Origin of the sequence: Aeromicrobium massiliense JC14, from assembly GCF_000312105.1 — a bacterium.
Classification (GTDB): domain Bacteria; phylum Actinomycetota; class Actinomycetes; order Propionibacteriales; family Nocardioidaceae; genus Aeromicrobium; species Aeromicrobium massiliense.
On the sequence record NZ_HE978638.1, the window covers coordinates 68,493 to 90,496 of the forward strand.

Below are 22,004 nucleotides of genomic sequence, written 5' to 3' on the forward strand. Positions count from 1 at the left end.
CGCGGATCGGCTCAGGTGCCCGGCCGCACGGCCGATGGGGGAGTGGCCCGCCGCCCGGCGGCCCAGGACAGAAGGATCACCGTGCCCCCCATCCGCGTGCTCGTCGTCGACGACTCGGTCGTCATCCGGCGACTGGTCACCGGGCTGCTGTCCGACGACCCCGACATCGAGGTCGTCGGGACCGCGATCAACGGCCGCGCCGCGCTGCAGAAGCTCGAGTCGCTGAAGCCCGACCTGGTGACGATGGACATCGAGATGCCCGAGATGAACGGCATCGACGCCGTCCGGGCCATCCGTGCCGGCGGCAGCCGGGTCCCGATCATCATGTTCAGCACCCTGACCGAGCGCGGCGCGACCGCGACGTTCGACGCCCTGTCGGCCGGTGCCTCGGACTACGTGCCCAAGCCCGCCAACGTCGGCAGCGTCGGACGCTCGATGGAGCAGGTCCGCGACGCGCTGATCCCGCGGATCAAGTCACTCGTCCCGCGCGCCGGCCTCAAGCCCGTGCGCCCCACGGCCGGCGGCCCGGCCATCACGCCCGCCGCCGTCCCCGCTCCGGCGCCGGCGGCGATCCCGCCGACCCGTGAGCGGGTCCAGCCCGCCGGCGGCTACAAGATGCTGGTCATCGGCAGCTCCACCGGAGGACCCGAGGCCCTGCACACCTTCCTGACGGCGCTGCCCCCGCTGCCCGTCCCGGTCGCGATCGTGCAGCACATGCCGCCGCTGTTCACCCGCCAGTTCGCCGCGCGCCTGGACCGCCAGTGCCGGTTCCCGGTCCGCGAGGCCGAGGTCGGCATGACGCTCGACCCGGGCACCGTGACCATCGCGCCCGGCGACTTCCACCTCGTCGTGCAGCGGCACGGGACCAGCGGCTTCGCGGCCGGACTGAACCAGGACCCGCCGGAGAACTACTGCCGGCCCGCCGTCGACGTGCTGTTCCGCTCGGCGGTCAAGGCCGTGCCCGGCCCCGTGCTGGGGCTCGTGCTCACCGGCATGGGCTCGGACGGCGCGATCGGCACCCGCCACGTGGTGGAGGCCGGCGGCAGCGTGATCGCCCAGGACCAGGCCAGCTCGGTCGTGTGGGGCATGCCCGGCGCCGTCGCCGCGGCCGGCCTGGCCGAGCAGCTGCTGCCCCTGGGGCAGATCGCCGGAGAGGTTCAGCGTCGGCTCAGCCAGAGCCGCGCCCTCGTGGACGACAGAGGAGGACGAGCATGAGCATCGGTGCCGACGCGTTCGGCTTCGTGCGTGACCACGTACGGGCCGAGAGCGCGATCGTGCTGGAGACGGGGAAGGAGTACCTCGTCGAGTCGCGCCTGCTGCCGCTCGCGCGCCAGACCGGCCACGACTCGGTCGACACGTTCGTGGCCGAGCTGCGGCGCACCCGCAACCCCGCGCTGCTGCGCCAGGTCGTCGAGGCGCTCACGACCAACGAGACGTCGTTCTTCCGCGACGCGGACCCGTTCGTGGCCCTGCGCCAGGACGTGCTGCCGACGCTGGCCAAGGAGCGTCCGGGCCGCAGCCTGCGCATCTGGGCGGCGGCCTGCTCGTCGGGCCAGGAGCCGTACAGCATCGCGATGACGATGCGGGACACCCCCGAGGTGGCCGGCTGGAAGGTCGACATCGTCGCGACGGACCTGTCCGAGGAGGTCCTGGCCAAGGCGCGCAAGGGCGAGTACTCCCAGCTCGAGGTCAACCGCGGCCTGCCGGTCACGACGCTGGTCAAGCACTTCCAGCGCTCCGGGATCAACTGGCGCATCAACCCCGACCTGGCCGCCATGGTGCAGTTCCGCCAGCTCAACCTCATGCGCCCGTTCGGGCCGGTCGGCCGCTTCGACGTGGTCTTCCTGCGCAACGTGCTCATCTACTTCGACCTGGCCACGAAGCGCGACATCCTGCGGCGCGTCCGCCAGGTGATGGCGCCCGACGGCTATCTCTTCCTCGGCGCCGCCGAGATGACCATGGGCGTCGACGACGCCTGGGAGCGCGTCCCCGCGGGGCGCTCGTCCGTGTACCGAATCAGAGAGGACCAGCGCTCATGCGTGCGTTGATTGTTGACGACTCACGGGCCATGCGCCGCATCGTGGGGCGGATCCTGACCGAGCGTGGCTTCGAGACCTCCGAGGCCGCGGACGGCCAGGAGGCCGTCGCCGTGCTCGAGTCGATGGACGACCTGCCGGCCGTGGCCTGCATCGACTGGAACATGCCGGTCATGGACGGGCTCGAGCTCGTCACCGCCATCCGGGCCCGTCCGGAGTGGCGTGACATCACGCTCATGATGGTGACGACCGAGAGCGAGCAGGACCGGATCGTCCGCGCGCTCGCGGCCGGCGCCCACGAGTACCTGATCAAGCCGTTCACCCCGGACGCCCTGGTCGAGAAGCTCGACCTGCTCGGGCTCGTCCCCACCCCCGGAGGCGTCGCATGACCATCACGACCGGACCCGACACCGACCTCGTCCAGGCTGCTCTCGAGCAGGTCTGGGAATCGATGCTCTACGCGGTCGCCGAGCCGGTGCCCAGCACCGCGGGCGCGCTCGCGAACGGCCTCGAGGCCACGATCACCGTCTCGGGTGCCTGGAACGGCGAGCTGCGGCTGTTCTGCGACGCCGGTGCGGCGCAGCAGATGGCCGCGACGATGCTCGGCGCCCCGGCGGACGAGGAGCTGCCCGACCTCGACGTCCACGACGCGGTCGGCGAGATCCTCAACGTCGTCGGCGGCAGCGTGAAGGGTGCGCTGGAGGGCGAGAGCCGGCTCGGCCTGCCCCAGGTGCGTCCCGCGACGTCGCTGCCCGACCCGGCCGACTGCGTCGCGGTGTCGTGGCGCGGCGCCCCCGTCTACGTCCAGATCGTCTCCCAGCCGGCCTGACCGGCGCTCTCGCACAACCGTAAGGAAGCTCCACCCATGAAGATCCTCGTTGCCGACGACAGCCGTGTGATGCGCCAGATCGTGGTCCGCACGCTGCGTCAGGCCGGCTTCGGCCACCACGACGTCGTGGAGGCCGAGGACGGCGCGGACGCCCTGACCAAGGTGGCCGCCGAGAACCCCGACCTGATCCTGTCGGACTGGAACATGCCGAACATGACCGGCATCGAGCTGCTCCGCGCGCTCAAGGCGCAGGGCGACACGCGTCCGTTCGGCTTCGTCACCTCGGAGGGCTCGGACGACATGCGCTCGACCGCCGAGCAGGCCGGCGCGCTGTTCCTCATCGCCAAGCCGTTCACCCCCGACTCGTTCCAGGACGCCCTCAGCGGCATCCTCGGCTGAGAGGCACCTCATGCTCCCCACCCGCAAGGCGATCAAGGACATCTTCGACGGCCTGCTCGGCCGTGAGGTGTCGATGACCGACGGCGACCGCGTCGTCCTGGACGGCGAGCGCGGCCTGCTCCCGGTCGTGGCGTCGTACGTCGACGACCACAACCGGCTCTCGTCCGTGGCCACCATCGACTTCAAGCTGGCCGCATACGCCGGTGCCGCGCTCGGCCTGGTGCCGCTCGGTGGCGCCGAGGCGTCCATCGAGGACAAGGAGCTGTTCCCGAACCTGTTCGAGAACACCTGCGAGCTGCTCAACGTCCTCGCCTCGCCGATCGGCGACGCGAGCCCCGTGCACCAGCGCCTGTTCGAGACCTTCGAGCCCGGCCGTGGCCTGCCCGCGGACGTGGCCCAGTGGGCCGCGACGCTGGGCGTGCGCGAGGACGTCAAGATCGACATCCCCGGCTACGGCTCGGGCAACCTGTCGATCATCACGACCCTCGCGTGACCTACTGCGCGCCGGCGAACCCGTGCTGGCGCCAGGCCTCGTAGACCGCGATCGAGGCACAGTTCGCCAGGTTCATCGACCGGCGTGAGGCCAGCATCGGCAGCCTCAGCCGGTCGGTGACCCTGGCGTCGTGCTGCACGGGGTCGGGCAGCCCGGTGGGCTCGGCGCCGAACATCAGCACGTCCCCGGGCTCGTAGGCGACGTCGGTGTAGCGGGTCGTGGCCTGCGTCGTGAAGGCGAAGACCCGGGCCGGCAGCAGCGTCTCGTAGGCCGCCTCCAGCGTCGCGTGCACCGTCACCGAGGCCAGGTCGTGGTAGTCGAGGCCGGCCCGGCGCAGCTTCGCGTCGTCGAGGTCGAAGCCGAGCGGCTCGACCAGGTGCAGGTGGCTGCCGGTCGCCGCGGACAGCCGGATCGCGTTGCCGGTGTTGCCCGCGATGCGGGGCTCGTGGAAGAGGACGTGGAACATGAGGCCTCGATCCTAGGGCCGGTGCCCGCGCCCCTACGCTGGCGCCATGACCGACGCCACGACGCAGCCCACCGCCCTGGTCGCCGCTCCGCACGCGCTGGCCGCCCGCGCCGCCCGTGACGTGATGGCCGACGGCGGCGACGCGGTCGAGGCGACGGTCGCCGCCGCGGCGACGCTCGCCGTGGTCTACCCGCACATGAACGGCCTGGGCGGTGACGGCTTCTGGCTGGTCAAGCCGGCCGGCGGTGCGCCGGTCGCGATCCACGCCGCCGGCACCGCCGGGTCCGGCGCCACCGTCGAGGCCTACCGCAGCCAGCACCTGACCGAGGTGCCGCGACGCGGGTCGCTGGCCGCCGCCACGACCGCCGGCACCGTCGCGGGCTGGCACGCCGCCCTGCGCTGGTCGCGCCAGCACCTCGGCTCGCGCCTGCCGGTCTCGCGGCTGCTGCAGGACGCCGAGCGGCACGCCCGGCAGGGCTTCCCGACGAGCCGCGGCCAGCACGCCGCCACGGCCGCGGAGGCCGAGGCGCTGCGTCCGGTGCCCGGCTTCGCGGACGTCTTCCTGCCCGGCGGCCGGGTGCCGGCCGAGGGGGAGACGTTCGTCCAGCCCCGCCTCGCCGACACGCTGGCCCGGCTCGTCGACGTCGGCCTGTCGGACTTCTGGGCCGGCGACGTGGCGGCGTCCCTGGCCGCCGACCTCGCCGCGGCCGGCAGTCCGGTGACCGCGGACGACCTCGCGGGCGTGCGGGCCACCCTGCACGAGCCGCTGCGCCTGGAGCACTCGCGCGGCGTCGTGTGGAACCTGGCCCCGCCGACGCAGGGCCTGGCGTCGCTCGTGCTGCTCGGGCTGCTCGACCGCGTGCTGCCCGACGAGCCCGAGCCGGCCGGGCTGCCGCTGGTGCACCTGTCGGTCGAGGCGGCGAAGGCGGCCACCGCGCTCGCCCGCCCCTTGGTCGGCGACGAGCGGCGGACCGCGGCCGAGGTCGCGCGCCACCTGCGTCCCGAGGCGCTCGACGCGCTGGCCCGCCGACTCGACGTCCGCCGCGCCTCGCGCACGGACGCGGCGGTCGACGCGGGCGACACGGTCTGGGCCGGCGCGACCGACCGGCACGGCACGACGGTCAGCTTCATCCAGAGCACGTTCAGCGCGTTCGGCAGCGGCGTCGTGCTGCCGGCCACGGGGGTCGCCTGGCACAACCGCGCGACGGCCTTCTCGCTCGACCCCGCCGCGCCCGACGCCTTCGTCCCGGGCCGGCTGCCGCGCCACACGCTCAACCCCGGCCTGGCCCAGCTCGACGACGGCCGCACGGTGGCGTTCGGCGCCATGGGCGGCGACCACCAGCCGCAGCACCAGGCGGCCGTCCTCACCCGCTACCTCGAGTGCGGCCTGGACCCGGCCGCCGCGGTCGCCGCGCCGCGCTGGACCTGGGGCCGCGACGCCGCCGGGGCGTCCGACCTGGTGCGGGTCGAGTCCGGTGTCTCGCCGGACGTCGTGGCCGAGCTCGTCCGGCGGGGGCACGACGTCGAGGTCGTGCCGGCCCTGCGGGAGTCGATGGGTCACGCCGGCCTCGTCGTCCGCGACGCGGACGGACGCGTCGACGGCGCCCACGACCCGCGGTCGGACGGCGGCGTCGAGCGGCTCTGAGCCCTCGCTGCATCCGCACCTGCGTGCTAGCGTCCGGTTCTGTGACGCAGATTCGGATCTCGGACGCCGCACGCTTCCTCGGCGTCAGTGACGACACCGTGCGCCGGTGGGTCGACCAGGGCGTGCTGGACGCGACCCGCGACGACGCCGGCCGCAAGGTGGTCGACGGTCACGCGCTGGCGGTGCTGGCCCGGGAGCGGGCCGAGCAGGTGCCGGACCCGTCCGGCGTCGCCAGCTCCGCGCGCAACCGCCTGGTCGGCCTCGTCACGAGCATCCGCAAGGACGCGGTCATGGCCCAGGTCGAGCTGCAGTGCGGCCCGTTCCGCGTCGTCTCGCTCATGAGCAGCGAGGCGGTCGACGACCTCGGGCTCGAGCCGGGCAGCGTCGCCGTGGCGGTGGTGAAGTCGACCACCGTCATCGTCGAGACGGCCGGACGCCCGGCATGAGACGTGCGCTCGCGGTCGTCCTCGCGCTGGGCCTGGTCGCGGGGTGCTCCGGCGGCGATGCCGGCCGGCGCACGGTGACCGTCCTGGCGGCCGCGTCGCTCACCGAGCCGTTCACCGCGCTGGCCGAGCGGCTGGAGGAGCAGGACCCCGGCCTCGACGTCCGGCTGTCGTTCGCCGGCTCGGCCGACCTCGTCGCGCAGGTCGAGGCGGGCGCGCCCGCCGACGTGCTGGCCACCGCCGACGAGGCCTCGATGGCCCGGGTGCCGGCCGACCTGCTCGACGGCGAGCCGGTCACGTTCGCGACCAACCGGCTCCAGGTCGTCGTGCCGCCCGGCAACCCCGGACGGGTGCGCACCGCCGCCGACCTCGCCCGCGTCGACACGGTGCTGTGCGCCCGGGCCGTGCCGTGCGGCGCGCTCGCCCACGCGCTGCTGGACGACCTCGGCGTCCGCGTGCGTCCGGTGAGCGAGGAGCAGTCGGTCAAGGACGTGCTGGGCAAGGTCGCCTCCGGCGAGGCCGACGCCGGCCTCGTCTACGTCTCCGACGCGCGGGCCGCCGGCGACCGGGTCGAGACCGTGGACGTGGAGGGCTCCGAGGCGCACCTGAACCGCTACCGCCTCGCGGCGCTGGCCGGCGGCGACGCCGAGGTCGCTCGGCGCTGGCTGGACCTCGTCTCGTCCGGCGAGGGCCGCGCGGTGCTGCGCGACGCCGGGCTCGGCGCGCCGTGACCCGCCGGGCGCCGGGGCTCCCGGCCTGGCTGCTGCTGCCCGCCGCGATCGGTGCGCTCCTGGTGGTCCTGCCGCTCGTGGCGCTCGTCGTCCGCGTGCCGTGGACGTCCCTGGGGCCGCTGCTCACCTCGCCGACCGCCGTCGACGCACTGCTGCTGAGCCTGCGCACGGCCGCGGTCAGCACGCTGCTGTGCGTCGTCCTCGGCGTGCCGATCGCGCTGTTCCTGGCCCGCACGTCCTTCCGCGGTCAGGCGCTGCTGCGGGCGCTCGTGCTCGTGCCGCTGGTGCTGCCGCCGGTCGTGGGCGGCCTGGCGCTGCTCTACACGTTCGGCCGTCGCGGCCTGCTCGGCGAGACCCTGGACGTGCTCGGGGTGCAGGTGGCGTTCTCGACCACCGCCGTCGTGCTGGCCCAGACGTTCGTGTCGCTGCCGTTCCTGGTGCTGAGCCTGGAGGGGGCGCTGCGCACCGCCGGTGGCCGCTACGAGGCGGTCGCGGCGACGCTCGGCGCGTCCCCGACGACCGTGCTGCGCCGGGTGACGCTGCCACTCGTCCTACCCGGCCTGGTCTCGGGCGCCGTGCTCGCGTTCGCCCGCAGCCTCGGCGAGTTCGGTGCCACGTTGACCTTCGCCGGCAGCCTGCAGGGCGTCACGCGCACCCTGCCGCTCGAGATCTACCTGCAGCGCGAGGCCGACCCGGACGCCGCCGTCGCGCTCGCGCTGGTGCTGGTCGTGGTCGCGGTGGTCGTGGTGGCCGGCACCCGGCTGCGGAGGGAGGAGCCGTGACCCTGCGCCTCGACGTGCGCCTGCACGCTCGCGACCTCGACGTCGCCCTTGACGTCGCCGAGGGCGAGACCGTCGCCCTGCTCGGCCCGAACGGCGCGGGCAAGTCGACGACGCTCGACCTGCTCTGCGGCCTGCTCGAGCCCGACGACGGTCGGGTCGAGCTCGACGGTCGCGTCCTGGCCGGCGACGGCGCGTGGGTGCCACCGCACGAGCGCCGGGTCGCGCTGCTCGCCCAGGAGCCGCTGCTCCTGCCGCACCTGAGCGCGCGGCAGAACGTCGCGTTCGGCCCGCGCAGCCAGGGCGTCGGACGACGTGAGGCCGCCGGCCGGGCCCAGGCACTGCTCGACGCGCTCGGGGTGGGCGACCTCGCGGACCGCCGGCCGGCCGCGCTGTCGGGCGGGCAGGCGCAACGGGTCGCCGTCGCCCGGGCCCTGGCCGCCGACCCGCGCCTGCTGCTGCTCGACGAGCCGCTCGCCGCCCTGGACGTGACCGTCGCGCCGCAGGTGCGCGGGCTGCTGCGTGAGGTGCTGGCCGGGCGCACGGCGATCGTCGTCACCCACGACCCGCTGGACGCGCTCGCGCTCGCCGACCGGGTCGTCGTCCTGGAGTCCGGACGCGTGGTCGAGTCCGGGCCGACGCGCGACGTCCTGGCCCGGCCGCGCAGCGAGTTCGCGGCCCGGGTCGCCGGGCTCGACCTGCTGGCCGGGCCGGTCCACGACGGAGCCGTGCACACCGGCGAGGTCGTGGTCGAGGGGGTCGCCGCCGTGCCGGTCGCCGAGGGGGAGCGGGCGGTGGCCGTGTTCCGGCCCGCGTCGGTCGCGGTGCACCGCGAGCGTCCCGGCGGCAGCCCGCGCAACGCGTGGCCCGCTGTCGTCACCGAGCTCGAGCCGCGTGGCGACCTCGTGCGGGTCCGTGCCGGCGAGGTCGCGGCCGACGTGACCCTCGCGGCCGTGGCCGACCTCGGGCTCGTGCCGGGCGATCGGGTCTGGCTCGTGGTGAAGGCCAGCGAGGTCGCCATCCATCCCGCGCGGGCCTGACCGCCCGAGCCCGGGCCGGCCTCGGGACGTCCCGCTACGATCTTCGCCATGAGCGACCCCGACAGTCCGAACCGTCCCTCGACCCGCACGCCGAGGGACGGTGACCTCTGATGGACCAGCAGACCTGGCTCAACGCCGCCCTGGTGCTCGTCTTCGTCCTGGTCGGCGGTGTGTTCGCCGCGACCGAGCTCGCCCTGGTGTCGCTGCGCGAGAGCCAGCTCAACCGGCTGGAGGCCGAGAGCGCCCGCGGTGCCAAGGTCGCGAAGGTGGCGCGCGACCCCAACCGCTTCCTGGCCGCCGTGCAGATCGGCGTGACGGTGGCCGGCTTCCTGTCCGCCGCCTACGGCGCCTCGACGCTCGCCCCCGACTTCGCGCCGTTCCTGGTCGACCTCGGCGTCCCCAGTGGGGCGTCCGAGCCGCTCATGCTGGTGCTGATGACGCTGTTCATCGCCTACCTGTCGCTGGTGCTCGGCGAGCTCGTGCCCAAGCGGTTCGCGCTGCAGAAGTCGCAGACCATCGCGCTGGTCGTCACCCCGGCGCTGGACCGCTTCGCGCAGGTCATGCGCCCGGTCATCTGGCTGCTGTCGGTCTCGACCAACGCCGTCGTCCGGCTGCTCGGCGGCGACCCCAACGCCAAGGTCGAGGAGATCAGCGACGAGGAGGTCCGCGACATCGTCTCGGGCCACGGCGGCTTCGGCGTCGAGCAGCGCGCCATCCTCGAGGACGTCCTGGAGGCGACCAACCGCTCGGTGAAGGAGGCCATGCGGCCCCGTGGCGAGGTCGCCTTCCTGAAGGCCACCATGACGCTCGCCGCCGCGGCGCAGACCGTCCGCGAGCAGCCGTACTCGCGGTACCCGGTGATCGGCGAGGGGGTCGACGACGTCCGCGGCTACCTCCACGTCCGTGACCTGTTCGACCACCTGCACGACTCGCCCGGCGACACGCGCGAGCGCGTCGGTGACCTGGCCCGACAGATCGTGGTGCTGCCGGGCACCAACCGCGTGCTGCCGTCGGTCAACCTCATGCGCTCGGAGGGCACGCACATCGCCGTCGTGGTCGACGAGTACGGCGGCACCGACGGCATCGTCACGCTGGAGGACCTTGTCGAGGAGCTCGTCGGCGACATCCGCGACGAGTACGACCTGCGCGCCCCGGTCGAGGTGCTCGGGGAGGGGCCGCGCACCGTCGAGGGCGGCCTGACCATCGAGGAGTTCGCCGAGCGCACGGGCGTCGACCTCGAGGACGGCTCGTACGAGACGGTCGCCGGCTACGTCATCACCCACCTGGGCCGGATGCCCGAGGTCGGCGACCACGTCGAGGTCGGTGACTACCGGCTCACCGTGGCCGCCCTCGACCGGCGCCGCGTGACCGAGATCCAGGTCGCCCTGCTCGACCCCGAGGACGAGTCCGCCCCCGCCGAGTAGCCGCACGCCGGGCGTTGTCGGTTTCCCTGGGGCCCCAGGGAAACCGACACACCCGCGGGATGCTTCCCGGGGAGGTGTCGGCTTGCCCGGGGTTTCCGCCGCGCCGGACGCCCAGCCCTCAGCGCTCGGCGGCGACGAGCTCCTTCAGCGTCGGCCCGACCTCGTGGGCCCAAGTGCGGATGGTGGTCTCGTCGTCGGCGGCCAGGACGAACGTGCTGGTGCCGTGCAGCAGGGCCAGGTCGGCGAGCTGCTCGGCCCACTGCTGCGGCGGCCCCTCCAGGAAGCCCGAGCCCTCCGCGGCGAACCGGCCGGACACGTTGAGCAGCCGCCGGACGTCCGCCGGGTCGCGTCCGGCCTCGCGCGCGGCGTCGTCGACGCGCCGGCTCATCGGCCCGAGGTCGTCGAGGCCGCCGGGCAGGTAGCCGACCGACGGCAGCCAGCCGTCGGCGACGCGCCCGGTGAGCGCCAGCATGCGCGGCTTGTACGCGCCGAGCCAGATGCCCACGTCGTGGGCGGGTGCGGGCCCGCGCTTGGCGCCCTTGACGTGGTGCAGGTCGCCGCCGGCGGTCGCGCCGCCGGGCGCCTCGGCGTCCCACAGCGCCCGGACGACGTCGACCGCCTGCTCCAGCGCGTCGACCGCGCGGCCCGGCGCCAGGCGCTCGCCGCCCATCGCCTCGATCGCGTCCCAGAACGCGCCGGTGCCCAGGCCCAGCTCGACCCGGCCGCCGCTGAGCAGGTCCAGCGAGGCGACCGCGCGGGCCAGCACGGCGGGCTGGCGCAGCGGCAGGTTCAGCACGTTGCCGGCCAGCGTCACGGTGGACGTGCGGGCGGCGACGAACGACAGCAGCGTCCAGGTGTCGAGGTAGCGCGGCTGGTACGGATGGTCCTGGAAGGTCACCAGGTCGATCCCGGCCTCCTCGGCCGCGACGGCCAGGCCGACCGGGTGGCGCGGCGAGGCGTTGGTCGGCGTGATGAACACGCCGAGGCGGATGTCCTGCCCGTAGTCGGCCATGGCCACGATGGTGGCCCGGTCCGGGGTCAGCCGCGCGTCGGACGCGGCTTGGTCGAGGGGGACTGGTGCTCGAAGAACGTGTGCGCGAAGGTCACGATGAACACGCCGATCGCCGCAGCGCCGGCCGCCATGAGCGCCAGGTAGCCCCACGGCTCGCGGTCGACGGTGCCCGCGGTGCTGCGCGCCAGGACGACGATGCCGGCGAGCGCCACGAGCGCCAGGGAGCTGGCCGCGAGGGCCCAGCGCCGGCGGTGGAGGGGGAGCGGGTCGGAATTACTTGTAGCGTCAACCATGCTTCGACCATAGCCGGGAAGCAGGGGGAATCAAGCCGCTCGAACGCGGCGCCACGGGTGCCGGTGACAGGACTTGAACCTGCACGTCCGAGGACACAGGAACCTAAATCCTGCGTGTCTACCAGTTCCACCACACCGGCGGGTGCGGCACGAGTCTAGGCGCCGCGCGACCGGCTCTCCCACACCCGGGCGGTGAGGGTCTCGATGTCGCCGGGGTGGATGCGCTGCAGGTTGCGGCCGCCCCGCTCGATCGTCCGGTGCACGGCCGCCGGCACCTCGTCGTCGGGCACGGGCGCCGCCAGCCAGTCGCACGGACGCACGTGGACGAGGTCGGCCGCGGCCGCCTCGGGGTCGGCGTCGTAGCGGTAGCCGCCGGTGATCCGGCCCAGGTGCAGCCCGGCGTCGGTCAGCGTCCAGGCGAACGACCCGTCGGGGACGTCCACGAACCGGCGCAGCCGCGCGGCGGCCCGCTCGTCGAGCCGCTCGAGCGCGGCCACGGCCTCGCCGGGGCCGGCTGGGACGGCGTCCAGCACGCCGCCCATCCCGACGACGCCGGCCGCGAGCCCACGCAGGGCGCCGCGGCCGTCGTCGAGGGCGTCCGTGCGCGAGCGCATCGGCGCTCGCAGCACGACGAGGTCGCTGGGCGAGCCCACCGTCAGGCGCCGAGCCCCAGGTCGCGGCGCAGCTTGGCCACGTGGCCGGTCGCCTTGACGTTGTACTGGGCCAGCTCGATCGCGCCCTGCTCGTCCACGACGAACGTCGAGCGGATGACGCCCTCGACGACCTTGCCGTAGAGCTTCTTCTCGCCGAACGCGCCCCACGCCGTCAGGACCTCCTTGTCCGGGTCGGACAGCAGCGTGATCGTCAGGCCGTCGCGCTCGCGGAACTTCGCCAGCTTCTCCGGCTTGTCCGGCGAGATGCCCAGGACGGTGTAGCCCTCGGCCTGCAGGCGGTCGATCGAGTCGCTGAAGTCGCACGCCTGCTTGGTGCAGCCGGGCGTCATCGCGGCGGGGTAGAAGTACACGATCACCTTCTGGCCGCGCAGCGACGAGAGCGTGACGCTCGTGCCGTCGTCGGCGGGGAGGGTGAAGTCGGGGGCCTGGTCTCCAGCCTGCAGTCGGGCGCTCATGGCCACTATCCTGGCGTACGAGCGCGGAGCACCCCGCGCGTGGCGACGAAAGAGGATGCTGTGGCGAAGTCCCGCAACGACGCGCTGGTCGACGAGATCGAGCAGACCCGCGAGCACCTGGCCCGCACGATCGACGAGCTCGTCGACCGGGCCAGCCCCAAGAACATCGCCTCGCGACAGGTCGACCGGGTCAAGGCACGCTTCGTCGCGCCCGACGGCTCGCCGCGCTTCGAGACGATCGTCCCGGTCGTCGGCGGCGTCGTCGCCGTCGTGGCCGCCGCCGTGGTGCTGCGCCGCCTGCTCAAGTGAGCACCGAGGTCCGCCCGTGACCGCCGACAAGCTGCCGATCCGGATGCTGCACGACCGGCTGCTGGTGCGCCTGGACGCCGAGGCCGGTGACCGGCGGTCCACCGGCGGCATCGTCATTCCCGCCACCGCGGCGATGGGCCGCCGGCTGTCGTGGGCGCGGGTCGAGGCCGTGGGGGCGCAGGTGCGCTCCGTCGAGGTCGACGACCGTGTCCTGTTCGACCCCGACGACCGCGCCGAGGTCGAGGTCCGCGGCGAGTCGTACATCCTGCTGCGCGAGCGCGACCTGCACGCCGTCGCCTCCGAGCGGCTGGAGGAGGGGCAGACGGGCCTGTACCTGTGAATGGACGGACGAGTCGGACGGCGGTGGGACGATGAGCGAGCGCGGAGGCTTCGCGGCGTTCTCGCGACGGCTCCCGGACGTCCGCTCGCAGCTGTCGATGCACGACCGGCTCATGCTGGTGCGCCGGCGCTGGCGCTTCCTCGTGCGGCTCGCGGTCTCCACCGCGGTCGCGTACTTCATCGCGACCGTGCTGCTCGGCCACTCGCAGGCGTTCTTCGCCCCGATCGCCGCGGTGCTGGTCATCAACGCCGGTGCCGGCCCGCGCAGCCGCACGCTCTACGAGCTGATCTTCGGCGTCGTGGTCGGGGTGCTGGTCGGCGAGCTGCTCATCCTGGCGATCGGCCGCGGCCCGTGGCAGCTGGCCCTGATCGGCGTCCTGGCCGCCGGCGTCGGGCTCTTCCTGGGGCTCAAGGGACTCGCGCTCAACCAGGCGGCCAACTCCGCCGTGCTGCTCGCCGCCGTCGTGCCGCTCTCCGGTGCCGGCAACCCTGCCGTGACGCGGGTGCTGGACGCGCTCATCGGCGGCCTCTGCGGCCTGGCGGCGATGATCCTGCTGCCCCGCAACACGGTGCGCGACATCGGCGTCGAGGTGCAGGACGTCCTCAAGCAGGTCTCCGCCGCGCTCGACGACGTCGCCGAGGCGTTGGCCACGGGTGAGCCCGACGGGGCCGAGCGCGCGCTCGAGCGCACGCGTGAGCTGCAGCCCGCGGTCGAGACGCTGCGCTCCACGGCCGAGAACGTCTCCGAGATCGCCCGCATGTCGCCGATGCGCTGGACCCAGCGCGGTCACGTCAACCTCTACGTCGGCACGATCGCGCACATCGACAACGCGGTGCGCGACGCGCGCGTGCTGGCCCGCCGCTCGTCGGCGATGCTGCGCCACCGCGAGGTCGCCCCGGCCGGCATGGCCGACGCCGTCCGCTCCCTGGCGCGGGCGGTCGGCATCTTCGCCGACGACCTGGCCGTGCAGGCCGACTTCGAGGCGGCGCAGGGGGCGCTCATCGAGGCCGCGCGCATCGCCGTCCGCTCGCTGCCGGCCTCGCTGACCCTCAACACCGCCGCGGTGTCGGCCCAGGTGCGGTCGCTCTCGGCCGACCTGCTCCTGGCCAGCGGCATGACCCGCGACGACCTCGACGAGCACCTCGACTTCGACGACTGACATCGGCGCGACACGCCGGGGAATCCGCGCGACACGCCGGGCGGACGCCCGGATGGTGGACACGCGGTTGTGATCCGCGCTACGTTGCTCGCGCCTTCCTGCCCGAAGGCACCGACACGCCCCAGGAGGTGATCACCGATGTTCCACGTCACGAACCCGCGAGCGATCACGTTCGTCCTCGTCACGTCCGACGCCGGTCGTCCCTCCGGAGCAGTGCCCCGCCTGTAGCCAGTCACCCCTGGCTCAGTCAGCCGCTTCGGACCCCGGTCCGGAGCGGTTCTTTTTTGTCCCCACACCCACCCTCACCCGAAAGGAGGCGCGCCATGAACACCACCCTCACCCCTTCCCCGACCCGCACGACCCTCATGCCCGCAGACGTCCCGACGACCACCACGAGCCCCGACTCGTCAGCCCCGTCGGCCGCGACCACCCGAGAGGGGGTGAACACCGTGGCTCTCATCGAGATCCGCCGCCAGCGGACCGCCGCTCGCAGCCGCCGGCGCGCCTGGGACGAGCTGCCCGAGGCGGACCGCCAGGTCCTGATGCGCGAGGCCCGTCTGCGCATGCAGCGGGAGCGTGAGCTGCGCGCCGCACGCGACGCGCACGAGATGACCCTGTACGGGATGCGAGGCCAGCGTTGAGCCGCCCCGCACCCACCCCCGCAGGACGGACGCCCCGAGGAGATGCTCCTCGGGGCGTCTGGTCTTTTCGGGCCATGCGCGCCTAGCCTGGAAGGACCACGAACGGTCGCACGGCCTTCGTCCGGAGGCCCGGTCCCGTTGGGCGGTCGTTCACCCGACCTGGATGGGCTGCGGCCATGAACCTTCGTACTCGTTCGCGGCGACTCGCCGTCGCCGCCGCGGCCGGCGCCCTCGTCGTCGGCTCGTCCGCGCTGGCCTACGCGGCCACCGACCTGTCCGACCACGGCGGCGCCCAGCGCAACCATGGCGACAAGACCAAGACGATCGCCCGCGCCCTCGACGGCGGCAAGGCCGAGAACGTCATCCTGCTGATCGGCGACGGCATGGGCGACTCCGAGATCACCTCGGCCCGCAACTACGAGCACGGCGCCGCCGGGAAGCTGCCCGGCATCGACGCCCTGCCGCTCACCGGCCAGTACACGACCTACTCGCTGGGCAAGGACGGCAAGCCCGACTACGTGCCGGACTCCGCAGCCACCGGCACCGCGTGGGCGACCGGCACCAAGTCCTACGACGGGGCCATCTCGGTCGACGTCGACGGCAAGCCCCAGGCGACGCTGCTCGAGCTGGCCAAGAAGAAGGGCCTGCGCACCGGCAACGTCAGCACCGCCGAGATCCAGGACGCGACCCCGGCCGTCCAGGTCGCCCAGGTCACGAGCCGGCGCTGCTACGGCCCGGTCGCGACCGCGGCCCAGTGCCCGACGAACGCGCTGGAGAACGGCGGCGAGGGCTCGATCAGCGAGCAGCTGCTCGACACGCGTCCCGACGTCACCCTCGGCGGAGGTGCCGCGACGTTCTCGGAGGTCGCCGCGGCCGGACGCTGGAAGGGCAGGACGCTCCAGCAGCAGGCCGTCGAGCGCGGCTACCAGCTGGTCGACGACGCCGACTCGCTCGCCAAGGTCCGCTCGGCCGACCAGCGCCGCCCGCTGCTCGGCCTGTTCGCGTCCGGCAACCTGGCCCAGCGCTGGATCGGCCCGAAGGCCACCGAGGACGGCGGCAGCAAGCCGGCGCAGCGGTGCACCGAGAACCCCGAGCGCACGGACGCCCAGCCGACGCTGGCCGACCTCACCGACAAGGCGATCGACCTGCTCGACGAGGACGGTCGCCGGGGCAAGGGCCATGGCGGCGGCAAGGACGAGGGCTTCTTCCTGCAGGTGGAGGGCGCGAGCATCGACAAGGCCGACCACGCGGCCAACGCCTGCGGCCAGATCGGCGAGCTCATCGACCTCGACGAGGCCGTGCAGGTCGCGCTCGACTACGCCAAGAAGGACGGCAACACCACCGTCATCGTCACGGCCGACCACGCGCACACCAGCCAGATCGTCGAGGCCGGCTCCACGACGCCCGGCTACACGGTCAACCTGCTGACCAACGAGGACCGTCCGATGACGATCAACTACGCCACGGCCGAGGCGGAGGGCTCGCAGCAGCACACCGGCTCGCAGCTGCGCATCGCCGGCTACGGCCCGCAGGCGGCGAACGTCGTCGGCCTCACCGACCAGACCGACCTGTTCTTCACGATCTCGCGGGCCCTCGGGCTCTCGAAGTCCGGGCGGCACTGACCCATCAGCACGATGACGGGGCCGGGACGAGTGATCGTCCCGGCCCCGTCGCGTGCGTGGTCTAGCGCTGCTGCAGCGCCTCGTGGAAGGCGAGGATCCGCTGCGCGTCGCGGACGTGCAGGCTCTCGACCATCTTGCCCTTGAACGTGGCGACGCCCTGGCCCTGCGCCTGGGCCTCCTCGAAGGCGGCGATGAGGCCGCGGGCGTCCTCGACGTCCTGCTCGCACGGGCCGAACGCGGCGTTGGCCGGCTCCACCTGCGAGGGGTGCACGAGCGTCTTGCCGTCGAAGCCCATCTCGCGACCCTGGCGGGCCTCGGCGGCGAATCCCTCGGCGTTCTTGACGTCGTTGAAGACGCCGTCGAGCACCACCTTGCCGGCGGCGCGGACGGCCAGCAGGGCCCAGGTGAGCGACGGGACGAGCGGTGCGCGGCCGGGCACGTGCAGCGCGTGGCTGTCGTTGACCAGGTCGTTGGTGCCCATGACGAAGACGGTGAGCCGCTCGTGCGCGGTGGCGATCTGCTCGGCGTGCAGGATCGCGATCGGGGTCTCGATCATGGCCCACAGCTGCGTGTGGGCCGGGGCGCCGTGACGCTCCAGGGCGGTGACGAGGGCGTGCACCTCCTCGGCCGAGTTCACCTTCGGCACCAGGACGGCGTCCGGCCCGGCCTGGGCGGCGGCCGCCAGGTCGTCCTCGTGCCACTGGGTGCCGATCCCGTTGACGCGGATGGCCAGCTCGCGGTGGCCGTACTCGCCGGAGCGGGCGGCGGCGCAGACGCGCTCACGCGCCTCGACCTTCGCGTCGGGCGCGACGGCGTCCTCGAGGTCGAGGATGAGGGCGTCGGCGTCGATGCCCTTGGCCTTCTCCAGCGCGCGCTCGTTGGCGCCGGGCATGTACAGGACGGAGCGGCGGGGCCGCAGCAGGGTGTCGGTCATGGCTCTCCTCAGAGGTCGTAGGCCGCGGCCAGCTCGGGGTCACGCTCGGCCAGGGCCCGGGCCAGGTCGAGCATGACCAGGCACTGCTTGCAGGAGGCGTCGTCCTCCATCTTGCCGTCGATCATCACCGCGCCGGAGCCGTCGCCCATGGCCTCGACGACGCGCTTGGCGTGCGCCACGTCGGCCGGGTCGGGGGAGAAGACGCGCTTGGCGATGTCGATCTGCACCGGGTGCAGGCTCCACGCGCCGACGCAGCCGAGCAGGAAGGCGTTGCGGAACTGGTCCTCGCAGGCGACGACGTCCTTGATGTCACCGAACGGGCCGTAGAAGGGAAGGATGTCGTTCGCGGCGCAGGCGTCGACCATGCGCGCGATCGTGTAGTGCCACAGGTCCTGCTGGTACGTCGTTCGTCCCTGCGTGAGGTCGTCGCCGGTCGGGTCCTGCCGGACGAGGTAGCCGGGATGACCGCCGCCGACGCGTGTCGTCTTCATCCGGCGGGACGCGGCGAGGTCGGCCGGGCCGAGGCTGATGCCCTGCATGCGCGGGCTGGCACCGGCGATCTCCTCGACGTTGGCGACACCCTCGGCGGTCTCCAGGATCGCGTGCACGAGGATCGGCCGCTCCAGGCCGGCGCGGGCCTCGAGCTGGGCGAGCAGCCGGTCGACGTAGTGGATGTCCTGGGCGCCCTCAACCTTCGGCACCATGATCACGTCGAGCTTGTGCCCGATCTCGGTGACGAGGGTGACCAGGTCGTCCAGCACCCACGGGGAGTCCAGGCTGTTGACCCGCGTCCACAGCTGCGTGTCGCCGAAGTCGGTCGCCTTCGCGATCTCGACCAGGCCCAGGCGCGCGGCCTCCTTCTTCTCGGTCTTCACCGCGTCCTCGAGGTTGCCGAGGATGATGTCGACCTTCTTCGCGATGTCCGGCACCTTGGCCGCCATCTTCTCGTTGCTGGGGTCGAAGAAGTGGATCATCCGCGAGGGGCGGAAGGGGACCTCGGCCACCGGGGCGGGGGCACCCACCGCCAGCGGACGCAGGAAGGCTCGGGGATTGCGCACAACAGCTCCGTTCGGTTCCGACTGCGACGTGCTCGCCAGTATGGCGAACCCCGATCAGGGTCGCCGAGTCAGATGGATCACGTCACGGAGCCAGCGGCGCGGGGTGCCGGTGGGCCCACGGGCGGGCCTGCTCCAGCTGCGCGGCGACCTGCAGCAGCAGGGCGTCCTCGCCGAGTCGGCCGACCAGCTGGACGCCGAGCGGCAGGCCCTCGGGCGTCCAGTGCAGCGGGACGTTGACCGCCGGGCGTCCGGTGAGGTTGGCCAGCTGCGTGTAGGGCACCCAGCCGAGGTTCTGGGTCACCAGGTCGTCCAGGATGCCGGTCTTGGCCAGCACCCGGCCGCCCTTCGCCGCGCTGACGACGCGTGACAGGCGCTGCAGCAGGGGAGCGGTGGTCAGCTCGCCGACCCGCAGCGGCCGCTTGGCCAGGGTCGGGGTGAGGAACAGGTCGTACGACTGCTGGAAGTCCACCAGCGAGCGCACGTAGCCGTGCACGTTGCCGAGCGCCTGCTGCGCCGCGACGACGCCGGCGGCGCGGCCGATCTCGGCGATGGCCAGGGTGTCGGCCTCGAAGTCGCGGCTGGTCGCACCGGTGCGGGCCTTGGTCAGCTCGACCTCGGCGGCGAGGTTGGCGAACCAGATGGTCAGGAAGTCGCGGGCCAGCGCCTCGTCGTCGTAGGGCGGCGTGACCTCCTCGACCTCGTGGCCCAGCTCGGCCAGGAGCGACGCGGCCTCGTGCATGGCCGCGACGGCCTCGGGATCGGGGTTCGCGGTGATGGCCGAGAGGGCCGAGAAGCCGACCCGCAGGCGTCCGGGGGCCTCGTTGACCGCCTCGGCGAACGGGCGCTGCGGCACGGGCGCCTGGTAGCCGGCGTAGGGGTGCGGACCGACGATGGCGTCGAGCAGGCCGGCGTTGTCGCGGACGGTGCGGGCGACGACGCCCTGCACGGCCATGCCGATCATCGACTCGCCGGTTTGCGGTCCGTACGGCGCCAGGCCGCGGCTGGGCTTGAGCCCGACCAGGCCGTTGCAGGCCGCGGGGATGCGGATCGAGCCGCCGCCGTCGTTGGCGCCGGCGGCCGGGACGACGCCCGCCGCGACGGCCGCGCCGGAGCCGCCGGACGACCCGCCCGGCGTGTGGCCGAGCCGCCACGGGTTGCGGGCCGGGCCCCAGTACTCGGACTCGGTGACGCCCTTGGCGCCGAACTCGGGGGTGTTGGTCTTGCCGAAGATCACCAGGCCGGCGTCGAGCCAGCGCTGCACGACGGCCGCGTGCTCGGTGGCGACGTCGCCGCGCAGGGCCCGGGAGCCGTAGGACGTCGGGTAGCCGGCGACCTCCTGCATGAGGTCCTTGACCAGGAACGGGACGCCGGCGAACGGGCCGGACAGATCCGGGTCGTCGACGATCGAGTCGGCGAGGTCGTCGGTGCGGACGACGATCGCGTTGAGCCGTCCGTTCACCTCGTCCGCGCGCTGGCGGGCCGCGGCGAGCAGCTCGCTGGGCTTGACCTGCTTGGACGCGACGAGCTCGGCGAGCCCGGTCGCGTCGTAGGTCATGTACTCGGTGACGTCCACGAGGCCTCCTGGGTCGGTGCTGGCGTCACGCTAGTGGGGCACCGGCTCACTCGTCCTCGCTCGTGAGCAGCCGCCGGTGCGCCGAGGCGACCTCGACCTCGGGGTGCCAGGCCACGAGCTTCTCCACGGCGTCCAGCACCTCCACGACGTGGGCGCGGTCGGCGGACACCACGCTGGCCCCGACCAGCGTCCGCCGGTACAGGTCCTGGTGGCCGACCTCGGCCGCGCTCACGTCGAAGCGGCGCTTGACCTCCGCGACGATCGGCCGGACGAGCGAGCGCTTCTGCTTGAGCGACCGGACGTCGCCCAGCAGGAGGTCCAGCTCGATCCAGCCGATCCACACGTCAGTCGAACAGCTCTCCGAGCCAGTGGCCCTTGCGCTTCTTGTAGCCGCCGCCGTAGTGACGCTTGTCGGAGTCGTCGTAGTAGCGGCCGCCGTACGCGGGCTGCTGGTAGGCCGGCGGCTGGCTGTACGACGGAGCCGCCGGCCGCGCGGGCGGGGCCTGCGGAGCGGGGGCGGGCGGGGCAGGCGGAGTGGCCGGGGCCTCGGCGGCCACGCGGTCGAGGATCTTGTCGAGCTCGCCTCGGTCGAGCCACACGCCTCGGCACTCGGGGCAGTAGTCGATCTCGATCCCGGATCGCTCGCTCATGGTCAGGGTCGCGCCATCGATGGGGCACTTCATCAGGGTGGTACCTCCTTGCCGGGTCAACGCTCGGACGGGGCCCATGGTTCCGTCACCACGGGAGCATTCCGCGGCGCTCCGCGGCGTCCAGCAGGGCGCGGGCCGCGGCGCGGGTGAGCAGTATGGCGGTGCCGAGCATGACGAACCAGGCGGCGACGACCGCGGCGGGGTGCGCCCAGCCCAGGCCGAGCGCCTGCTCGGTGCTCATCACCAGCACGGTGATGGCCACCCAGCCGACGGCGAAGAACCGGGCGGCGTCCAGCAGCATCCGGAGCGGGGTGGGGCGGGTCACGTCTCGACGGTACGTCCGTCGGCGACGACGTGCCCGCCCAGCCGTCCGGCTCAGGACTCCATGGCGTCGGCGACCGCGGACGCGCGCGGGTCGGCCTCGTCGCGCAGGCCGTCGACCACGCCGGCGCGGTCGGCGTCGGAGCGGTTCTGGCTGTACTTGCGCTTGGCCTCGACCCGCTCCACGGTCAGCTCGACGCCGACGATCGCCCGCAGCATGCCGGACGTGTAGCGCTCGGGCGCGTCGGTGACCGCCCACGGCTCGGGGCGCGGCTGCTCGTGCCGGTCGGTCAGCCGGGTGACGGCCTCACGCACCCAGTCGACGTCGTCGTGGACGCGGACGGTGCCCGTGAGGTGCACCGACTCGTAGTTCCAGGTCGGCACGACCTTGCCGTGCTCGGCCTTGCTGGCGTACCAGCTGGGCGACACGTAGGCCTGCGGCCCGGTGACGACGAGCAGCGCCTTCGTGGGCTCGAGCAGCGTCCGCCAGTGGTCGTTGGCGCGCGCCATGTGGGCGACGACGGTGTCGCCGTCCCAGAGCACGGGCAGCAGCGTGGCGACCGGGTAGCCGTCGGGCGCGACGGTCACCAGCTCGGCGGTGCCGAGGACGGCGACCATGGCGCGGACCTGGGACTCGTCGTCGACGGCGTTCGGGGCGGGCACGTACATGGGACGAGC

Annotated in this window: 29 protein-coding genes and 1 tRNA gene; 17 read left to right on the top strand and 13 right to left on the bottom strand. The window is 73.5% G+C overall.

Going from position 1 to position 22,004, the window contains the following annotated elements:
* The first annotated feature begins 81 nt into the window (after nt 1-81).
* Genes HGAM_RS13060 through HGAM_RS13085 form a run of 6 tightly spaced genes read left to right on the top strand, consistent with a single transcriptional unit; the run spans nt 82 to nt 3,757 of the window.
* Entirely contained in the window at nt 82-1,215 is a 1,134-nt protein-coding gene (locus HGAM_RS13060; RefSeq protein ID WP_038951816.1) for a protein-glutamate methylesterase/protein-glutamine glutaminase, read from the top strand.
* Nucleotides 1,212-2,048 (top strand): CheR family methyltransferase, encoded by an 837-nt coding sequence (locus HGAM_RS13065; RefSeq protein ID WP_019145952.1) that lies wholly within the window; start codon nt 1,212-1,214, stop codon nt 2,046-2,048. Before HGAM_RS13060 ends, HGAM_RS13065 begins: the two co-directional genes overlap by 4 nt.
* A gap of 20 nt (nt 2,049-2,068) precedes the next feature.
* The gene (locus HGAM_RS13070; RefSeq protein WP_019145953.1) at nt 2,069-2,425 is read left to right on the top strand and encodes a response regulator; all 357 of its coding nucleotides are present in this window, start codon (nt 2,069-2,071) and stop codon (nt 2,423-2,425) included.
* Nucleotides 2,422-2,865: a chemotaxis protein CheX gene (locus HGAM_RS19315; RefSeq protein ID WP_019145954.1), complete on the top strand. Its 444-nt coding sequence runs from the start codon at nt 2,422-2,424 to the stop codon at nt 2,863-2,865. Before HGAM_RS13070 ends, HGAM_RS19315 begins: the two co-directional genes overlap by 4 nt.
* Nucleotides 2,866-2,901: 36 nt before the next feature.
* Entirely contained in the window at nt 2,902-3,264 is a 363-nt protein-coding gene (locus tag HGAM_RS13080) for a response regulator (RefSeq protein ID WP_019145955.1), read from the top strand.
* Between the two features lie 10 nt (nt 3,265-3,274).
* Nucleotides 3,275-3,757, top strand: coding sequence for a hypothetical protein (locus HGAM_RS13085; protein ID WP_019145956.1), 483 nt, complete (start codon nt 3,275-3,277; stop codon nt 3,755-3,757).
* A gap of 1 nt (nt 3,758) precedes the next feature.
* On the opposite strand, the gene HGAM_RS13090 is transcribed toward HGAM_RS13085, so the two are convergent.
* Nucleotides 3,759-4,223: a tRNA (cytidine(34)-2'-O)-methyltransferase gene (locus HGAM_RS13090; protein WP_019145957.1), complete on the bottom strand. Its 465-nt coding sequence runs from the start codon at nt 4,221-4,223 to the stop codon at nt 3,759-3,761.
* A 46-nt stretch (nt 4,224-4,269) separates the two neighbouring features.
* Between HGAM_RS13090 and HGAM_RS13095 the strand changes: the two genes are divergently transcribed.
* The 6 genes from HGAM_RS13095 (at nt 4,270) to HGAM_RS13120 (ending at nt 10,285) form a co-directional block, all read left to right on the top strand.
* Entirely contained in the window at nt 4,270-5,868 is a 1,599-nt protein-coding gene (locus HGAM_RS13095) for a gamma-glutamyltransferase family protein (protein WP_019145958.1), read from the top strand.
* Between the two features lie 41 nt (nt 5,869-5,909).
* Nucleotides 5,910-6,314: a TOBE domain-containing protein gene (locus HGAM_RS13100; protein ID WP_019145959.1), complete on the top strand. Its 405-nt coding sequence runs from the start codon at nt 5,910-5,912 to the stop codon at nt 6,312-6,314.
* Complete coding sequence (gene modA / locus HGAM_RS13105; protein WP_019145960.1) at nt 6,311-7,042, top strand: molybdate ABC transporter substrate-binding protein; 732 nt, start codon at nt 6,311-6,313, stop codon at nt 7,040-7,042. Before HGAM_RS13100 ends, modA begins: the two co-directional genes overlap by 4 nt.
* Nucleotides 7,039-7,824 carry an ABC transporter permease gene (locus HGAM_RS13110; RefSeq protein WP_019145961.1) on the top strand — a complete coding sequence of 262 codons (786 nt, stop codon included), beginning with the start codon at nt 7,039-7,041 and terminating at the stop codon, nt 7,822-7,824. Before modA ends, HGAM_RS13110 begins: the two co-directional genes overlap by 4 nt.
* Complete coding sequence (locus HGAM_RS13115) at nt 7,821-8,861, top strand: sulfate/molybdate ABC transporter ATP-binding protein (protein ID WP_019145962.1); 1,041 nt, start codon at nt 7,821-7,823, stop codon at nt 8,859-8,861. The genes HGAM_RS13110 and HGAM_RS13115 overlap by 4 nt, the downstream gene beginning before the upstream one ends.
* Nucleotides 8,862-8,971: 110 nt before the next feature.
* Entirely contained in the window at nt 8,972-10,285 is a 1,314-nt protein-coding gene (locus tag HGAM_RS13120; RefSeq protein WP_019145963.1) for a hemolysin family protein, read from the top strand.
* A gap of 118 nt (nt 10,286-10,403) precedes the next feature.
* Here the strand turns inward: HGAM_RS13120 and HGAM_RS13125 are convergent, their stop codons facing one another.
* The 5 genes from HGAM_RS13125 to bcp all read right to left on the bottom strand — a co-directional run bounded on the left by HGAM_RS13125 (nt 10,404) and on the right by bcp (nt 12,719).
* The gene (locus tag HGAM_RS13125) at nt 10,404-11,297 is read right to left on the bottom strand and encodes an LLM class flavin-dependent oxidoreductase (protein ID WP_019145964.1); all 894 of its coding nucleotides are present in this window, start codon (nt 11,295-11,297) and stop codon (nt 10,404-10,406) included.
* A 26-nt stretch (nt 11,298-11,323) separates the two neighbouring features.
* A complete protein-coding gene (locus HGAM_RS13130; RefSeq protein ID WP_147543742.1) occupies nt 11,324-11,590 on the bottom strand; it encodes a hypothetical protein in 267 nt (88 codons plus the stop codon).
* A 58-nt stretch (nt 11,591-11,648) separates the two neighbouring features.
* Nucleotides 11,649-11,730, bottom strand: a tRNA-Leu gene (locus HGAM_RS13135).
* Nucleotides 11,731-11,745: 15 nt separating this feature from the next.
* Nucleotides 11,746-12,243, bottom strand: a complete 498-nt coding sequence (locus tag HGAM_RS13140) for a hypothetical protein (RefSeq protein WP_019145966.1) — start codon at nt 12,241-12,243, stop codon at nt 11,746-11,748.
* Between the two features lie 2 nt (nt 12,244-12,245).
* Nucleotides 12,246-12,719 (bottom strand): thioredoxin-dependent thiol peroxidase, encoded by a 474-nt coding sequence (gene bcp / locus HGAM_RS13145; protein WP_019145967.1) that lies wholly within the window; start codon nt 12,717-12,719, stop codon nt 12,246-12,248.
* A 60-nt stretch (nt 12,720-12,779) separates the two neighbouring features.
* Here bcp and HGAM_RS13150 point away from each other — a divergent pair, with 60 nt between their 5' ends.
* The 5 genes from HGAM_RS13150 to phoA all read left to right on the top strand — a co-directional run bounded on the left by HGAM_RS13150 (nt 12,780) and on the right by phoA (nt 16,790).
* Nucleotides 12,780-13,028 carry a DUF3618 domain-containing protein gene (locus tag HGAM_RS13150; protein WP_019145968.1) on the top strand — a complete coding sequence of 83 codons (249 nt, stop codon included), beginning with the start codon at nt 12,780-12,782 and terminating at the stop codon, nt 13,026-13,028.
* Between the two features lie 43 nt (nt 13,029-13,071).
* Nucleotides 13,072-13,368 carry a GroES family chaperonin gene (locus HGAM_RS13155; RefSeq protein WP_049798378.1) on the top strand — a complete coding sequence of 99 codons (297 nt, stop codon included), beginning with the start codon at nt 13,072-13,074 and terminating at the stop codon, nt 13,366-13,368.
* Between the two features lie 31 nt (nt 13,369-13,399).
* Nucleotides 13,400-14,527 carry an FUSC family protein gene (locus HGAM_RS13160; protein WP_019145970.1) on the top strand — a complete coding sequence of 376 codons (1,128 nt, stop codon included), beginning with the start codon at nt 13,400-13,402 and terminating at the stop codon, nt 14,525-14,527.
* A gap of 323 nt (nt 14,528-14,850) precedes the next feature.
* Nucleotides 14,851-15,168 (top strand): hypothetical protein, encoded by a 318-nt coding sequence (locus tag HGAM_RS13170; RefSeq protein WP_019145972.1) that lies wholly within the window; start codon nt 14,851-14,853, stop codon nt 15,166-15,168.
* A 176-nt stretch (nt 15,169-15,344) separates the two neighbouring features.
* Nucleotides 15,345-16,790: an alkaline phosphatase gene (gene phoA, locus HGAM_RS13175; protein ID WP_019145973.1), complete on the top strand. Its 1,446-nt coding sequence runs from the start codon at nt 15,345-15,347 to the stop codon at nt 16,788-16,790.
* Nucleotides 16,791-16,851: 61 nt separating this feature from the next.
* Here the strand turns inward: phoA and HGAM_RS13180 are convergent, their stop codons facing one another.
* The 7 genes from HGAM_RS13180 to HGAM_RS13210 all read right to left on the bottom strand — a co-directional run bounded on the left by HGAM_RS13180 (nt 16,852) and on the right by HGAM_RS13210 (nt 21,995).
* On the bottom strand, nt 16,852-17,724 hold the full coding sequence (locus HGAM_RS13180; RefSeq protein ID WP_019145974.1) for an HpcH/HpaI aldolase/citrate lyase family protein: 873 nt from the start codon (nt 17,722-17,724) through the stop codon (nt 16,852-16,854).
* 8 nt (nt 17,725-17,732) lie between these two features.
* The gene (locus HGAM_RS13185; protein WP_019145975.1) at nt 17,733-18,782 is read right to left on the bottom strand and encodes an HpcH/HpaI aldolase/citrate lyase family protein; all 1,050 of its coding nucleotides are present in this window, start codon (nt 18,780-18,782) and stop codon (nt 17,733-17,735) included.
* Nucleotides 18,783-18,864: 82 nt separating this feature from the next.
* Nucleotides 18,865-20,355, bottom strand: a complete 1,491-nt coding sequence (locus HGAM_RS13190) for an amidase (protein ID WP_019145976.1) — start codon at nt 20,353-20,355, stop codon at nt 18,865-18,867.
* Nucleotides 20,356-20,401: 46 nt separating this feature from the next.
* A complete protein-coding gene (locus tag HGAM_RS13195; RefSeq protein ID WP_019145977.1) occupies nt 20,402-20,698 on the bottom strand; it encodes a DUF503 domain-containing protein in 297 nt (98 codons plus the stop codon).
* Nucleotide 20,699: 1 nt separating this feature from the next.
* Nucleotides 20,700-21,083: a TFIIB-type zinc ribbon-containing protein gene (locus HGAM_RS20915; RefSeq protein WP_315968833.1), complete on the bottom strand. Its 384-nt coding sequence runs from the start codon at nt 21,081-21,083 to the stop codon at nt 20,700-20,702.
* Nucleotides 21,084-21,090: 7 nt separating this feature from the next.
* On the bottom strand, nt 21,091-21,330 hold the full coding sequence (locus HGAM_RS13205; protein ID WP_019145979.1) for a hypothetical protein: 240 nt from the start codon (nt 21,328-21,330) through the stop codon (nt 21,091-21,093).
* A 50-nt stretch (nt 21,331-21,380) separates the two neighbouring features.
* A complete protein-coding gene (locus HGAM_RS13210; protein WP_019145980.1) occupies nt 21,381-21,995 on the bottom strand; it encodes an FMN-binding negative transcriptional regulator in 615 nt (204 codons plus the stop codon).
* Nucleotides 21,996-22,004 lie beyond the last annotated feature (9 nt).

Coding starts and splice junctions, on each gene's coding strand:
- HGAM_RS13180 (WP_019145974.1), bottom strand. CDS start 17,724: ATGACCGACACCCTGCTGCGGCCCCGCCGCTCCGTCCTGTACATGCCC.
- phoA (WP_019145973.1), top strand. CDS start 15,345: ATGAACCTTCGTACTCGTTCGCGGCGACTCGCCGTCGCCGCCGCGGCC.
- HGAM_RS13070 (WP_019145953.1), top strand. CDS start 2,069: ATGCGCCGCATCGTGGGGCGGATCCTGACCGAGCGTGGCTTCGAGACC.
- HGAM_RS13085 (WP_019145956.1), top strand. CDS start 3,275: ATGCTCCCCACCCGCAAGGCGATCAAGGACATCTTCGACGGCCTGCTC.
- HGAM_RS13080 (WP_019145955.1), top strand. CDS start 2,902: ATGAAGATCCTCGTTGCCGACGACAGCCGTGTGATGCGCCAGATCGTG.
- HGAM_RS13210 (WP_019145980.1), bottom strand. CDS start 21,995: ATGTACGTGCCCGCCCCGAACGCCGTCGACGACGAGTCCCAGGTCCGC.
- HGAM_RS13155 (WP_049798378.1), top strand. CDS start 13,072: ATGCTGCACGACCGGCTGCTGGTGCGCCTGGACGCCGAGGCCGGTGAC.
- HGAM_RS13125 (WP_019145964.1), bottom strand. CDS start 11,297: ATGGCCGACTACGGGCAGGACATCCGCCTCGGCGTGTTCATCACGCCG.
- modA (WP_019145960.1), top strand. CDS start 6,311: ATGAGACGTGCGCTCGCGGTCGTCCTCGCGCTGGGCCTGGTCGCGGGG.
- HGAM_RS19315 (WP_019145954.1), top strand. CDS start 2,422: ATGACCATCACGACCGGACCCGACACCGACCTCGTCCAGGCTGCTCTC.
- HGAM_RS20915 (WP_315968833.1), bottom strand. CDS start 21,083: ATGGGCCCCGTCCGAGCGTTGACCCGGCAAGGAGGTACCACCCTGATG.
- HGAM_RS13130 (WP_147543742.1), bottom strand. CDS start 11,590: ATGGTTGACGCTACAAGTAATTCCGACCCGCTCCCCCTCCACCGCCGG.
- HGAM_RS13065 (WP_019145952.1), top strand. CDS start 1,212: ATGAGCATCGGTGCCGACGCGTTCGGCTTCGTGCGTGACCACGTACGG.
- HGAM_RS13160 (WP_019145970.1), top strand. CDS start 13,400: ATGAGCGAGCGCGGAGGCTTCGCGGCGTTCTCGCGACGGCTCCCGGAC.
- HGAM_RS13170 (WP_019145972.1), top strand. CDS start 14,851: ATGAACACCACCCTCACCCCTTCCCCGACCCGCACGACCCTCATGCCC.
- HGAM_RS13095 (WP_019145958.1), top strand. CDS start 4,270: ATGACCGACGCCACGACGCAGCCCACCGCCCTGGTCGCCGCTCCGCAC.
- HGAM_RS13120 (WP_019145963.1), top strand. CDS start 8,972: ATGGACCAGCAGACCTGGCTCAACGCCGCCCTGGTGCTCGTCTTCGTC.
- HGAM_RS13090 (WP_019145957.1), bottom strand. CDS start 4,223: ATGTTCCACGTCCTCTTCCACGAGCCCCGCATCGCGGGCAACACCGGC.
- bcp (WP_019145967.1), bottom strand. CDS start 12,719: ATGAGCGCCCGACTGCAGGCTGGAGACCAGGCCCCCGACTTCACCCTC.